Source organism: Streptomyces sp. JLBG701 (genome assembly GCF_058544905.1).
The window spans coordinates 5,718,876-5,732,071 of the sequence record NZ_CM178588.1 but is presented as its reverse complement, the minus strand read 5'-3'; the positions used below and the strand labels follow the sequence as shown (position 1 = coordinate 5,732,071).

At 70.7% G+C, this 13,196-nt stretch carries 12 protein-coding genes; 4 read left to right on the top strand and 8 right to left on the bottom strand.

Annotation, left to right across the window (positions count from 1 at the left end; genetic code table 11):
- Positions 1–49: 49 nt before the first annotated feature.
- The 6 genes from efeB to AC5DRG_RS26515 all read right to left on the bottom strand — a co-directional run bounded on the left by efeB (position 50) and on the right by AC5DRG_RS26515 (position 6,193).
- A complete protein-coding gene (efeB, locus tag AC5DRG_RS26540; RefSeq protein ID WP_491801947.1) occupies positions 50–1,333 on the bottom strand; it encodes an iron uptake transporter deferrochelatase/peroxidase subunit in 1,284 nt (427 codons plus the stop codon).
- Positions 1,334–1,341: 8 nt separating this feature from the next.
- The gene (locus AC5DRG_RS26535) at positions 1,342–3,249 is read right to left on the bottom strand and encodes a copper resistance CopC/CopD family protein (RefSeq protein WP_491801946.1); all 1,908 of its coding nucleotides are present in this window, start codon (positions 3,247–3,249) and stop codon (positions 1,342–1,344) included.
- A 21-nt stretch (positions 3,250–3,270) separates the two neighbouring features.
- Positions 3,271–3,714 (bottom strand): copper chaperone PCu(A)C, encoded by a 444-nt coding sequence (locus AC5DRG_RS26530; RefSeq protein ID WP_491801944.1) that lies wholly within the window; start codon positions 3,712–3,714, stop codon positions 3,271–3,273.
- Complete coding sequence (locus AC5DRG_RS26525; RefSeq protein ID WP_491801943.1) at positions 3,711–4,364, bottom strand: SCO family protein; 654 nt, start codon at positions 4,362–4,364, stop codon at positions 3,711–3,713. Before AC5DRG_RS26525 ends, AC5DRG_RS26530 begins: the two co-directional genes overlap by 4 nt.
- 80 nt (positions 4,365–4,444) lie before the next feature.
- Positions 4,445–5,200, bottom strand: a complete 756-nt coding sequence (locus tag AC5DRG_RS26520) for a YcnI family copper-binding membrane protein (RefSeq protein WP_491801941.1) — start codon at positions 5,198–5,200, stop codon at positions 4,445–4,447.
- Positions 5,201–5,371: 171 nt separating this feature from the next.
- Entirely contained in the window at positions 5,372–6,193 is an 822-nt protein-coding gene (locus tag AC5DRG_RS26515) for a hypothetical protein (RefSeq protein ID WP_491801939.1), read from the bottom strand.
- Between the two features lie 224 nt (positions 6,194–6,417).
- On the opposite strand from AC5DRG_RS26515, the gene AC5DRG_RS26510 reads away from it, so the two are divergent.
- From AC5DRG_RS26510 to AC5DRG_RS26500, 3 genes are all read left to right on the top strand, one after another.
- Positions 6,418–6,867, top strand: a complete 450-nt coding sequence (locus AC5DRG_RS26510; protein ID WP_491801938.1) for an ATP-binding protein — start codon at positions 6,418–6,420, stop codon at positions 6,865–6,867.
- Positions 6,868–6,980: 113 nt separating this feature from the next.
- Entirely contained in the window at positions 6,981–7,940 is a 960-nt protein-coding gene (locus AC5DRG_RS26505) for an intradiol ring-cleavage dioxygenase (RefSeq protein WP_491801937.1), read from the top strand.
- A 9-nt stretch (positions 7,941–7,949) separates the two neighbouring features.
- Positions 7,950–8,786 (top strand): triphosphoribosyl-dephospho-CoA synthase, encoded by an 837-nt coding sequence (locus tag AC5DRG_RS26500; protein WP_491801935.1) that lies wholly within the window; start codon positions 7,950–7,952, stop codon positions 8,784–8,786.
- A gap of 74 nt (positions 8,787–8,860) precedes the next feature.
- On the opposite strand, the gene AC5DRG_RS26495 is transcribed toward AC5DRG_RS26500, so the two are convergent.
- Positions 8,861–10,336 (bottom strand): aminopeptidase P family protein, encoded by a 1,476-nt coding sequence (locus AC5DRG_RS26495; RefSeq protein ID WP_491801934.1) that lies wholly within the window; start codon positions 10,334–10,336, stop codon positions 8,861–8,863.
- Positions 10,337–10,429: 93 nt separating this feature from the next.
- Positions 10,430–11,950, bottom strand: coding sequence for a PP2C family protein-serine/threonine phosphatase (locus AC5DRG_RS26490; RefSeq protein WP_491801933.1), 1,521 nt, complete (start codon positions 11,948–11,950; stop codon positions 10,430–10,432).
- Positions 11,951–12,466: 516 nt separating this feature from the next.
- Between AC5DRG_RS26490 and AC5DRG_RS26485 the strand changes: the two genes are divergently transcribed.
- Positions 12,467–13,165 (top strand): bifunctional DNA primase/polymerase, encoded by a 699-nt coding sequence (locus AC5DRG_RS26485; RefSeq protein WP_491801932.1) that lies wholly within the window; start codon positions 12,467–12,469, stop codon positions 13,163–13,165.
- The last annotated feature ends 31 nt before the right edge of the window (positions 13,166–13,196 follow it).

The window sequence follows — 13,196 nt, the reverse complement described above, 5'->3', positions numbered from 1 at the left end:
CTTGCGACAGCGGCGTCCACGTCTCACGACCGGGTGAATCCGAGTGACCTCACCCCTCCAGCAACCGCTGCCCCACGTACTCCCCCTCCGCCGCACCGCCCGGTACCGCGAACAGCCCGCTCGCCTCGTGCCGGATGTAGCGCGACAGCGCGTCCCCGCGGTCCAGCTTGCGCTGCACGGTCACGAAGCCGCGCAGCGGATCCGCCTGCCAGCAGACGAAGAGGAGCCCGGCGTCCGGGGTGCCGTCGGCGTCGATGCCGTCGTGGAAGGAGAACGGCCGCCTGAGCATCGCCGCGCCGCCGTTCTGGTCGGGCCGGGTGATCCGTGCGTGGGCGTTGATGGGGACGACCAGGTTGCCGTCGGCGTCCGTCTTCTCCAGGTCCATCTCGGTCGTCTCGGTACCCCCGGACAGCGCCGCCCCGTCGGACTTGCGGCGCCCGACGACGTCCTCCTGGGCCTTGACCGAGAGCTTCTCCCAGTCGTCGAGGAGCATGCGGATACGGCGTACGACGGCGTAGGAGCCGTCCGCCATCCAGGCGGGGTCCTTCGAACCCGAGGCCGGCACGAAGATCCGCTCGTCGAAGTCGGACTCGGTCGGCTTGGGATTGCGCGTGCCGTCCAGCTGGCCCATGAGGTTGCGGGCCGTCATGGGGTGGGCGGTGGCGCCGGGCGTGCGGTTGAAGCCGTTCATCTGCCAGCGGACCTTGGCGGCGCCGCCCGCGTCCTTCTGGACCGCGCGCAGAGCGTGAAAGGCCACCAGGGCGTCGTTCGCGCCGATCTGCACCCACAGATCGCCGTCGCTGCGGGACTTGTCGAGATGGTCGGAGGAGAAGTCGGGCAGGGGATCCAGGGCGACCGGGCGCTGCTTGTCCAGGCCGGTCCTCGCGAAGAAGCTGTGGCCGAACCCGAAGGTGATCGTCAGCGACGACGGCCCCGCGTCCCGGGCCACGTCCGTATCGTCCTGAGTCGCGGCCTCCCCCGCCATTAGCCGCCGGGCCGTCTGTGACCAGCGGCGCAGCAGCGCGGCGGCCTCCTTGCGGCCCGCGCCGGCCGCGAGGTCGAAGGCGACGAGGTGGCCGCGGGCCTGGAGGCCCTGGGTGATGCCGGGCTGATGTTTCACGTGAAACACCACCCGATCGGCCCCGATCGACGACAGCGGGGTCGCCTGCGCGGGCGCGGCGGCATAGCCGGCGGCCGCGCCCGCGGCGCCGAGCACGAGCCCGGTGGCCCCGGCCGTGCCCAGCAGCTTGCGCCGGGTCAGACCCTCGGGCGAGGCGGACCGCTCGGTGACGGCCTCGGGGGCAGGCGCCTGAGGGATGGACTGGTCGGTCATGGTGCGGTTCAGCCGATCTGCGCGTTCTTGGAGACGGTCACCTGGTCGATGTCGGATGTCCGCACGGTCACGGCGATCTTCCATTCGCCCGCCATGGGAATCTGCACCCCGCTCGCCGCCCAGTGTCCGGTGGTGACGTGGTCGGGGACGACGGGCAGTGGCCCGATGTCCTTGGCTTCGAGGGTGAAGGCGACCTTCACCTCGGGGACGTCGAAGGCGCGTCCGTTGGGCCGCTCGACGTAGACGTGCATCTCGTTGCCGCCCACGCGCGCGGGGTCGATGTCGACGCTGACGACGCCCTTGCCGTCCTCGCCGCCCGTGTCGAACGACATGACCAGGGTCAGCGCCCCGGACCCCTGGGACGTAGAAGAGGAATCGGAGGACGACGAGGACGAGGTCGCCGCCTTGGCGTCCTCCTCCGTGCGCCCGGGTTCGGTCGACGTCAGTGCGGTGGTGACGGCGAGCAGCACGACGGCGACACACGCCTCGGCGAGCACCGAGCGTCGTAGCCCGAAGCGGTTCGGGTCGGCGTCCCGCTGCCGCTTCTGCTGGGCGGCGTCCACGGCGGCCTGCTGCCGGGCGAGCTGGGCGGCACGCTTGGAGTCACCCCCGGACGCGGCTGCGGTCGTCACGGGTTGCTTCTCCCGCACGCGCTGCACGCCCACCTTGGTCCGTGAGGCGGCCGCGTCCGCCAGTTGCGTCGTCCACCGCCGGGAGATCCACGCGATACCCACCAGCAGCACCACGAGCCCGATCTTGACGAACAGCAGCTGCCCGTACGTCGTCTCCGTGAACGCCGACCAGGAGCCGAGCTGGCGCCACGACTGGTAGACGCCGGTCGCGACCAGCGCGATCACGCTGCCGAAGGCGACCTGCGAGAAACGGCGCACGGCCGAGGCCTCGACCGGGTTGTCCACGGGCGCCCGGTACAGCGCGACAAGGAGGGCGGTGAGCCCACCGAGCCAGGTGGCGACGGCGAGCAGGTGGACGACGTCGACCGGCATCGCGATGCCCGGCTGGAGCCCGGTCGAGGCGTGCTCGGCCATCGCCCAGCTCGCGGCGAGCCCGGCGGCCACCACGCCCCCGCCGATCGCGAGCCCGAAGGTCAGGTCCCGCTTCTCCTCGTCCTCGCGCTTGTCGTACGCCCCGAACAGCACCGCGATGAACAGCGCGCCCGCGGCGAGCAGCAGCAGCCGGGAGACGAGGGCTGCGCCCGTCTTTGTCTGGAGCACTTCTCCGAGCAGGTCCAGGTCGAAGATGTCGCCGACCTTGCCGGAGCCGGTGTAGGAGCCGCGCAGGAGCAACAGCCCGAGCGTGGCGGCGGTCAGCGCGAGCCAGCCGGAGACGACCAGCCGCTGCACGGCCCGCACTCCCGCGCCGCGCTGCCAGCAGGCCAGGACGAAGGCGGCCCCGCCGACCATCACGATGAAGCCGGCGTACGACAGGTAGCGCCCGAAGCCGTACAGCCAGCCGACGACTCCGCCGCCCGCCGCCGGCTGGTCGGACACCGAGACGGCGGTCTGTGAGGGGGCGCCGACGGAGAAGGTGTAGGCGCCGGCGACGGGATGGCTGTCCGCCGACACGACCTGGTAGGTGACGGTGTACGTGCCGTCGGGCAGGCCGCTGTGCAGCTGTACGGCGTACGTCGTGCCGCTCACGTTGGACGGCTTGCCGGTGTCGACGCGCTTGCCCTTGGGGTCGAGCACGCGCAGCGCGTCGTCGGAGAGCGCGACCTTTTCGGAGAAGATCAGCGACACCTGGGAGGGCGCCTTGTCGACCACCACTCCCTGCTGGGGGGCGCTGCCGGTCAGCGCGGCGTGCGCGGAGGCCGGACCGGCGCCCGCGAGGAGCGCGCCGGTGACGGCCAGGAGCAGCAGCACCAGAGTGCGGAGCCGCGGGGCGATGGTGTGCGTCAAGGTGGGTCCCTCCCTCGGTTCTCAGTGACCGGTCTTCGGGTTGTACGTGGCGGACTTCACCGGCATCTCGACCGTGACGGGGCCGGACTTCCGGAAGTGCAGGACCACGGACACCGTCTCGCCCTGCGTCGGTTTGCGCTTCAGCTTCTCGAACATCAGATGGTTGCCGCCGCTTTTGAACACGAGTTGACCGTGTGCGGGCACATCGAGGCTCTTGACCTCTTCCATCGAGGAGTCGACGGTCTCGTGCACGGTGATCTGGCCGGCGTCGCTGGTGACGGAGGTCAGTTCGTCCTGTGAGCCGCCCTTGTTGGTGATGGTGAGGAATCCCGCGGCCATGGTGTCGGAGACCGGCTGGGGCATGTAGGCGGCGCTGACGGACAGTTCGGCCTCATCGGAGTCCGAGCCGCAGCCGGTCAGGACCAGGGCGCCCACTACGGCCGCGGCGACAGCGACCAGCTTCACGGGTTCTGCCCCTTGATGATCTTGGGGAGGTCCTTGGTGTAGTCGTCCACGGTCGCGTCCTCGCCGTAGAGCAGATAACCCCCGTCGGTCTTCGGCGAGAAGGCGATGACCTGGGTGCCGTGCGTCGAGACGATCTTGTTGTTCTTGTCCTTGTGCGGCGCCTCGATGGTGATGCCGAGGGTGCGGGCGGCGGCCTGGATGGTGGAGAAGTCGCCGGTCAGGCCGACGACCTGGGAGTCGATGCCCTTGAGCCACTTGCCGAGTGCGGACGGGGTGTCGCGATCCGGGTCGGTGGTGACGAACACGATCCGCAGCTTGTCCTGGTCGGCCTTGGACAACTGCTTCTTGGCGACGGCGAGGTTGTTCATCGTCAGCGGGCAGACGTCGGGGCAGTTGGTGTAGCCGAAGTAGATGAGCGTCGGCCGGCCCTCGGTCTCCTTGCGGAAGTCGTAGCTGTCGCCGTTGGTGTCGGTGAGCACGAGGTCGGGCTTCTCGAACGGCTGGTCGAGAACGGTGGCGGCCTTGTCCGAACCGGCCTCCTCGGAGACCACGGAGATGGGGCTGCCGCTGTCGTCGCCGCTGCCGCAGGCGGAGAGGGTCAGCGTGGCGGCGGCGAGCAGTGCGGCCGCGGCGAACGTCTTCTTGCGCATAGAAAAATGTCCCAGATGTGTGAACTCGGGCGCGTACCGGGGTCGCCAGGACCCCGGTACACACCGCGAACGAGGGTTCCTCAGCTGTTGTCGGTCCGCCGACGCCCGGCGAGAACGCCGTACGCCACACCCGCGGCGCCGACGACGATGCCCACCAGGGCGAGCACGCGCGCGGTGGTGTCGCTGCTGTCGGCGGCAGTGGTCGAGTCGGCGGCGACGGTCTCGGCGGTCGCCTTGGCGTCGTCGGACGTGTCGGACGCGTCCTCGGCCGTGGTGGAGCCGTGCGCGTGCTCGTCCTCGGAGGCGGCGGACAGCGCGAGCACCGGGGCCGGGTTCTCGGGCTCCTCCTCGCCGTCCTGCTGCTCCTCGATCCAGCGCACGACCTCGTCGTTGGAGTACGTCTGGATCGCCTTGAAGACGAGTTCGTCGCTGTCCTCGGGCAGCGGGCCCAGGGCGACCGGGAACTTCTGGAAGTAGCCGGCCTCGACGCCCTTGCCGGTGGCGGTCCAGGTGACCTTGGTGACCGCCTCGGAGATCTCCTCGCCGTGCAGCTCGACCGGCTTGTCCAGCGTGGACTTGGTGACTTTGACGCTCCAGCCGGAAATCGGCTCCGGCATCACCGAGGCCAGCGGGTGGTCGGTCGGGAAGCTGATCTCCAGCTTGGTGGTCGAGGCGTTGTCTCGCTCGTTGGGGACACGGAAGTCGACGACCGCGTAACCGCCCTTGGCGGCGGTTCCCTCCGGCTCCACGCTGACGTGCGCGAAGGCGGGCGAGGACAGGGCGAGAACGGCCGAGCCCGCGACGGCAGCGGCGGCGGCGAAACGAGAAGCCTTCATGGGAGAGAGCACTCCACTTCGAGAGAGGGTTCCGGTGATGAAGAGGGGTGCGCGTACGCGGCGGTGGTGACCCGCGGGTCACGAAAAAACGCGCACGCGCGCGTGCCGCACGACGGCGGCCGTCCCCTCCCGGCGGATCTCCGCTCGGTCGTGGTGGGTGGTCGCGTCGCGTCAGGCGGCGAGGACGAGCGCGGCGGCGGGCGGGCCGCGCCGGATCACCGTGTGCTGGAGCGCGGTGGTGCGGAGCGCGGGGGGCGCGAGCAGGACGGCGCGCGGGAAGCGCGGGCCCGCGCCCGGCATGGCTGGCAGCCCGGCACAGAGGGCGCGCGCCAGAGCGAGCGCCCCGCGCAGGGATCGTACGAGCGCCCCCTCGGCGACCCCCTGCGCCGACAGCCGCGTCAGCCGCAGCAGAGCCAGGTCCCCGTGGCGCAGCAGCCAGCCGGCGGCGATCGCGGCGAGGAGGTGGCCGATCAGCATGGGCAGCGACGGCAGCATCGAGGCGGAGGAACCGGCCGCGGTCGACATGGCGTCCGCCGGGTGATGCATGGCGCTCATGTCCGTGTCGGCGCCTACGCCGATCCGCGCGTCGATGAGGATCCGGCGGGCCTGCGCCGGGCTGATCGCCGCCGTACCTGCCCCGCACAGGAGGCCTGCGGCGCGTGCGACCAGGGAGTCGTCCGACAGGGACGTCGAACTGGTGGTCGTACTCGATATGCCGTGCTGGCTCAGCCCGAACAGCGTGTGCAGGACCGTCTGGCCGACCGCCAGCAGTGCGGCGATCCCCGGCAGCGAGCGCTCGCGCCCGGCGAGCGGTGACGCGACCAGAACCACCCCGAGGAAGCCCGCGCCCAGCGCCCACAGCGGAACCGTGGCGCAGGAGGCGAGGGCGTGCCCCGCCGCGGCCAGCACGACGCAGACCGCGGCGAACACCGTGGCCCTGAGTATCCGGAGATCGCTTCCGGAGCGCGCCGCGCGCTGGTGGGGGGCAGTCATGGCGGGCTCATCATCGCACTGGGCTTATCGCCGCCATACGGCAGGTCCGCAAGGTTCTGTAAAGAACCGTTAGTTCACTTTCGCCACAGGGAAACCTCACATACACCGATTTCGTTCCTGGGCGCACCCCCCGTATGGGCGGTATCACGTCAACGACGCGCTTACAACCGGGTACTGGCGGCAATAGGTAACGGTATGTCGAGCCGCGGCCAGGAGGCTGGAGCATGAGCATCTGGTGGTCACTCCATCTGCGGCGCGAGGCTGCGAGCGTTCCGCTCGCGCGGCGCCTGCTCCTGGGCACCATGGAGACCGCGGGGGTGGACCCCGATGTGTCGTACGACCTCTCCGTGGCGCTCAGCGAGGCCTGCGCGAACGCCGTCGAGCACGGCGGCGGGGACACCGTGCGCGGCGGCCCCTCCGAGGCCTACCGCGTCACCGCCTACCTGGATGGCGAGAAGTGCCGCATCGAGGTTGCCGACTCAGGCCCCGGCTTCGCCCGTCCGCAGGTCGCCCGCCGCGCACACAGCGACGCCGAGCACGGCCGCGGCCTGTGTCTCATCGAGGAACTCGCCGACCACGTCCGCATCGACAGCGGACCGGGCAGAGGCGGCGCGGTGGTCAGTTTCGACAAGATCCTCAAGTGGAAGAAGGACGCGCCGCTGATGGCGGTGTGAAACGTGTCCCTGATGGCCGTGCGAAATCCGGAAGTTCAGCTTCCTCAGCATTCACAGGCTGTTCTCAGCCCGCCCCCACGTTTCTGACGGTCGGCGTCCATACGTTCCCGATCATGACGGGAAGCCACAGAGACTCATCGATCACCCGGCGCCGCGCTCTCGCGGTGACCGGCGGCACGGTCGCGGCCGGCGGACTCGCGGTCGCCGGATACCAGGCGGCCTTCGCCGACGACGCCACCACCACGGACACGGAGGCCACCGCGACGGCCTCGGCCACCTCCACCGACAGCGGCACCTGCGTGCTCATGTCCAGCGTCACGGAGGGGCCGTACTACCTCGACGGCGCCCTGGTGCGCAAGGACATCACCGAGGGCAAGAGCGGCGTTCCGCTCACGCTGCGCATCACCGTGCAGGACACCACCGAGTCCTGCGCCCCGGTCGCTGGCGCGGCCGTGGAGATCTGGCACTGCGACGCCTGGGGCTACTACTCCGGCTACACCACAGCCAACCCCGGCGGTTCGGCCCCCGCCGAGAGCGAGGACGGCTCCACCGCCAACGACAACACCTACCTGCGCGGCTACCAGGTCGCCAACGCCAACGGGGTCGTCAAGTTCGAGACGATCTTCCCGGGCTGGTACACCCCGCGCACCTGCCACATCCACGTCAAGGTGCACACCGGCGGCGAGAAGGAGGACGGCACCTACGAGGGCGGCACGGTCAACTTCACCGGCCAGCTGTTCTTCCCGGACGACGCGGCCGAGGCGATCTTCGCCCTGGAGCCCTACTCCCAGCACACCGGCAGCTACACCACCCTCGACAACGACATGGTGTACGACGGCGGCGGCGCCTCCAGCGGCCTGCTCACCCTGAAGCCGGTCCACAAGACGGACGTCTCCAAGGGCTACAAGGGCTTCATCACCCTCGGCATCGACCCCGACGCCGAGAACACCGGCGCGGGCAGCGGCGGTGGCGGCACGCCCCCGAGCGGCGACGCTCCGACGGGCACCCCGCCGAGCGACGCCCCGAGCGACAGTGCCACCGCGTCCTCGTCGGCCTCCTCGGCCTCCTCGTAAGGTACGGCCATGAGTTGCCGCGAGGACGAGGCGCTGGCGCAGACCGCCGTGGACGCACTGACCGGACAGCTGGCGCTTGTTCCCAAGCCGGGGTTGCCCGATCCGCGCGACCTCGACGCCCGTGTCACCCGCCTGGACCACTGCTCCCTGCGCTGGTCGGCCAAGGCGCTCGCGCCCGGCCTCGCGGCGATGGCCGCCGCCGCCCGCCGAACCGGCGAGCCCACCCCGCAGTTGCGTGCGGAGCTGGGCTCGATCGGGCGCTCCACCGAGCACTCGGTGGGGCTCGCGGGCGGCGGACATCGAGGCGCCCTGTGGGCGCTCGGCCTGCTGGTCGCCGCCTCCGCCCTCAACCCCCGAGCCAAGGCGCTGGACGTCGCCGCCTCCGCCAAGCGGATCGCCGCGCTCCCCGACAAGCGCGCCCCGCGACGCCCGTCGCGCGGTTCCTCGGTGTCGGCCAAGTACGGCGCGGCCGGCGCCCGAGGCGAGGCAAGGGCCGGATTCCCGCACGTACGCCGGGCGTTGGACGCACTGGCCAAGTCCCGCTCCAACGGCGCCACCGAGGGCGAGGCCCGCCTGGACGCCCTGCTCACCGTGATGTCGACTCTCCAGGACACCGAATTGCTCTACACGGTGGGCCCGTTGGGCCTACGCCACGTCCAGGCAGGCGCCCGCGGAGTCCTGGAAGCGGGCGGCACGTCGACGGATGCGGGCCGAGAAGCCCTGGCCGCCCTGGACGACGACCTCCACACGCGCGCGTGGAGCCCAAGGGGCAGCGCGGGCCTGCTGGCGGGGGCGTTGTTCCTGGACGCCCTGCCTCTCAGTGCAGGCTCACACCAACCCACCTAGGGGCGCGGGGCTGTATCGATATGCGGCTCCGCCGCGTGGGCGCGACCAGCCACCACGGACCCGCAGACGGCAGATCAGCTCTCCGCCCCCTTCAGAGCCGCCATCCAAGCCTCAACCTCATCGGATCGGCGGGGCAAACCGGCGGAAAGATTCCGGTTCCCGTCCTCCGTGACGAGGATGTCGTCCTCGATCCGAACCCCGATACCCCGGTACTCCTCAGGCACGGTGAGATCGTCGGCCTGGAAGTACAGCCCGGGCTCAACGGTGAGGCACATGCCAGGCTCCAACGTGCCCTCGACATACGTCTCCCGCCGCGCGGCCGCACAGTCATGGACATCCAGGCCAAGCATGTGGCCGGTTCCGTGCAGCGTCCAGCGCCGCTGGAGACCGAGCTCCAGGACACGCTCGACGGGCCCCTCGACCAGCCCCCACTCGACCAGCTTCTCGGCCAGCACACGCTGCGCGGCATCGTGGAAGTCCTTGTACTTGCCGCCGGGCTGAACGGCCGCGATCCCGGCCTCCTGGGCCTCGTACACGGCGTCGTAGATCTTCCGCTGGATCTCGCTGAACCGGCCGTTGATCGGCAGCGTGCGCGTGATGTCGGCGGTGTACAGCGTGTGCGTCTCGACGCCCGCGTCGAGCAGGAGCAGCTCGCCGGACCGGACCGGGCCATCGTTGCGCACCCAGTGCAGCGTGCAGGCGTGCGGCCCGGCGGCGCAGATGGAGCTGTAGCCGATGTCGTTGCCCTCCACGCGCGCGCGGAGGAAGAACGTGCCCTCGATGTAGCGCTCCGAGGTCGCCTCGGCCTTGTCGAGGACCTTCACGACGTCCTCGAAGCCGCGGACGGTCGAGTCGACGGCCTTCTGCAGCTCGCCGATCTCGAAGTCGTCCTTGACCAGGCGCGCTTCGGACAGGAAGACCCGCAGCTCCTCGTCGCGCTCGGCGGTGACCTTGTCGGTCAGCGCGGCCTCGATACCGGCGTCGTACCCTCGCACGACCCGCACCGGACCGGTCGCCTCACGCAGCGCCTCGGCCAGCTCGCGCACGTCGGAGGCGGGAATGCCGTAGAGCTTCTCCGCCTCGGTGAGGGAGTTGCGGCGGCCGACCCACAGCTCGCCCTGGCCGGAGAGCCAGAACTCGCCGTTCTCGCGGTCGGAGCGAGGCAACAGGTAGATCGTCGCCTTGTGGCCGTCGGTCGCGGGCTCCAGGACCAGGACGCCGTCCTCGGTCTGGTTGCCGGTCAGATACGCGTACTCGACGGACGCCCGGAACGGGTACTCGGTGTCGTTCGAGCGGGTCTTCAGATGGCCCGCGGGGATCACCAGGCGCTCGCCCGGGAAGCGCGCGGAGAGCGCGGCGCGGCGGGCGGAGGTCTCGGCGGCCTGGGGGATCAGCTCCAGGCCGCGCAGCTCCGTGTCGGCCCAGCCGGACTTCATGCTGTCGGCCAGCTCGTCGGAAACGCCCGGGTACAGGCCGTTCTTGCGCTGCTTGATCGGCTCTTCAGACTCAGTTTCCGGGGTCTCCGGGTTGAGCTCGTCGGCCACGGTCATCCTCCTAGATACGGCACTGGACCCCCTCCATCGTACGGTCGTACGGAAGGGGGCCCAGGGCCGGAAGACCTATTACGCGCGGCACCGCCACGGCTACTCGAAGCGAGCCGCCAGCAGCACGACGTCCTCGTCGCTGTCCGCCGCGTCCAGCCCGTCGGGCAGCACGGTCCGCAGGACGTGGTCGGCGATGGCGTCCGGGTCGTTGCGCAGCGCCTTGGGCACGCCGGCCGCCGCCGCGTGCAGCCGGGCGAAGGCACGGTCCATGGGGTCGCCGGTACGGTGCAGCAGCCCGTCTGTGTACAGCAGAACCGTCTCTCCGGGCTCCGCCTCGAACTCCACGCTCGGCGCCTCCCAGCAGGCGAGCATGCCGAGGGGGGCGGAGACGGACGTCTCCACGAACTCGGCGCGCCGCCCGCCGATCAGCAGCGGCGGGCTGTGCCCGGCGCCGGCCAGCGTGATCTTGCGCAGCGCGGGTTCGCAGTAGGCGAACAGGGCGGTGGCCGAACGGGCGGGCTCGGTGAGCCGCAGCAGGAGTTCGAGGTCGGACAGGACGGCGACGGGGTCCTCGCCCTCCATGACGGCGTACGCGCGCAAGGAGGCCCGCAGTCGCCCCATCGCGGCGACGGCGCTGGGCCCCGAACCGGTAACCGACCCCACCGCGAGGCCGAGGGCGGCGTCGGGCAGCGGCAGCGCGTCGTACCAGTCGCCGCCCCCGCGCGGGCCGGTGCGGTGCCGCGCGGCGAGCTGGACGCCGGCCACCCGGGGCAGCCGTGAGGGGAGCAGTTCCTCGGCCATCGTCGTCATGCACGCGCGCGTGCGCTCGACTTCGACCAGCCGGGCCAGGTGCTCGGTCGCGTAACGCGCGTACAGGCCGACGAGGTGGCGCTGGCGCTCGACCGGCTCGGCGGGCTCGTCGTACAGCCACACGGCGGCGCCGAGACGGCCGGCCGCCTCGCTGGACAGGGGCAGCGCGTAGCTCGCGGCGAAGCCGAGGCGGGCGGCCACCTCGCGGCAGCGCGGGTCGAGGCCGTCCTCGGCGAACAGGTCGGGCCGGACGATCTCGCTCTCGCCGCCGGGCAGTCCGGCGGGCGTGTCGAGGAGCGTGCCGTACGACAGGGAGCTGCGCGGCACGGTTTCGATGTGACCGAGGTCCGCGCGGGCGAGGCCCAGGCCGATGGTCGTGTCCGGGCCGAGTCCGTCGGCCGGTTCGAGGACTACGAGACCGCGCCGGGCGCCCACGAGGGCGGCTCCGGCGCGCAGCAGTTCCTGGAGTGCGTCGGCCAGTGCGTCCGTGCGCACCAGGCGTTCGGTGAGTTCGTGGAGGGTGGTGAGATCCGAGACCCAGCCTGCGAGACGGTCCTGGAGAAGGGCCCCCGGACCGGTCGGGGAGGGAACCGGTGAGGTGCCCGGGACGGCGGGCGCGGGCGCGACAGTGTGTGTGGGCGAGGGAACCGTGGCATCGATTCCAGCCACTTTCGGAGGGTGAGGGGCGTTCATCGCGTCCGGCTTTCCGACCGGTGCGTATTGCTGAAAAGCATCGCAAACCCCCATGTCATTCTGCGCCGCTAGCAGTGTCTCCACATGTACACGCACTCGTAAGGGGATGTCCAGCATTGTCCTGCTGGGATTCCTGGTGTCCGTGGGCCGCTTGTGGGCTCTGCGCAGGTCTGGCCCAGACCAACTTGTCGAATGGCAAAGTTGGCTTAAAACTGACCCAGGTAACGGCTTATTGCTGTCGACTGGGCTTGCTCCACGGAGCGTCACAGCGGTCGTGATGGGTACGTACTCGGAGAAGGCCAGGGGTGGTTGGGAATCACCCGGAACCTGGCGACGGACCCGGGCGTCTTAGCCACCGACGACCGTGACCCATCCTCCCGTGGCAGTGGCGAAGAGAAATACGCGGGACGGCAAAACGCCAGACTTCGCCACCCCCACGCCACGCCCATGCTTTTGATGGACGCAGTATGGACGCGGACGAAGCGGACGCAGCCAACGCTCGACCCATAGGGGTTCCCCTTGTCTCCGACAGGGGTGTGATGCGCCAAAAGGTACGCACAGTGAAGTGATCGACACATGGTGTGATGTAGCCCACGGTGTTGCCAGGCGTGCAACGGAAAGGAACGAGCGCTCATGCGCGAGATCCTCGGAAAGCTCGGAAGGCGACGCAGGCTCCTGTCCAAGCTGAACTCCAAGCTGAGCCCCAAGCGAAACGACGGGAGGCCTGAATTGATCGGCGCTGCCCTGACCTTCGCGACGGAATGGCAGTGGCCCGTACTCCCGGGTGTGGCGGCGGACCCGCAGGGCCGCGCCCGCTGCGGCTGCCCGGACCCGGAGTGCACGGTGCCCGGTGCGCACCCCTTCGACCCCGGCCTGCTCGCGGCCACCACCGACGAGCGCATGGTGCGCTGGTGGTGGAGCAACCGGCCCACCGCGCCGATCGTCCTCGCGACCGGCGGCACGGCCCCGTGCGCGGTCAGCCTGCCCGCCCTCGCGGCCGCCCGCGCCCTGGAGGCGCTCGACCGCATGGGCATGCGCCTCGGCCCGGTCGTCGCCTCGCCCACCAGGTGGGCGCTGCTCGTGAAGCCGTACTCCATGGAGCAGTTGGGCGAACTGCTCTACGCCAAGGACTTCGTGCCCCACTCCCTCCGCTTCCACGGCGAGGGCGGCTATATCGCGCTGCCCCCGTCCGAGACCGGCCACGGCCAGATCCGCTGGGAGCGCGCACCACTGCCCGGCTCGGCCTCGCCCTGGGTGCCGGACGTGGAGGCCGTGGTGGACGCCGTGGTCGAGGCGCTCACTCGTACGGGTGTGAGCGCGCCCGAGTTGTAGGGGTGTCGGGCGCGCGCCGAACCGGGCGCCC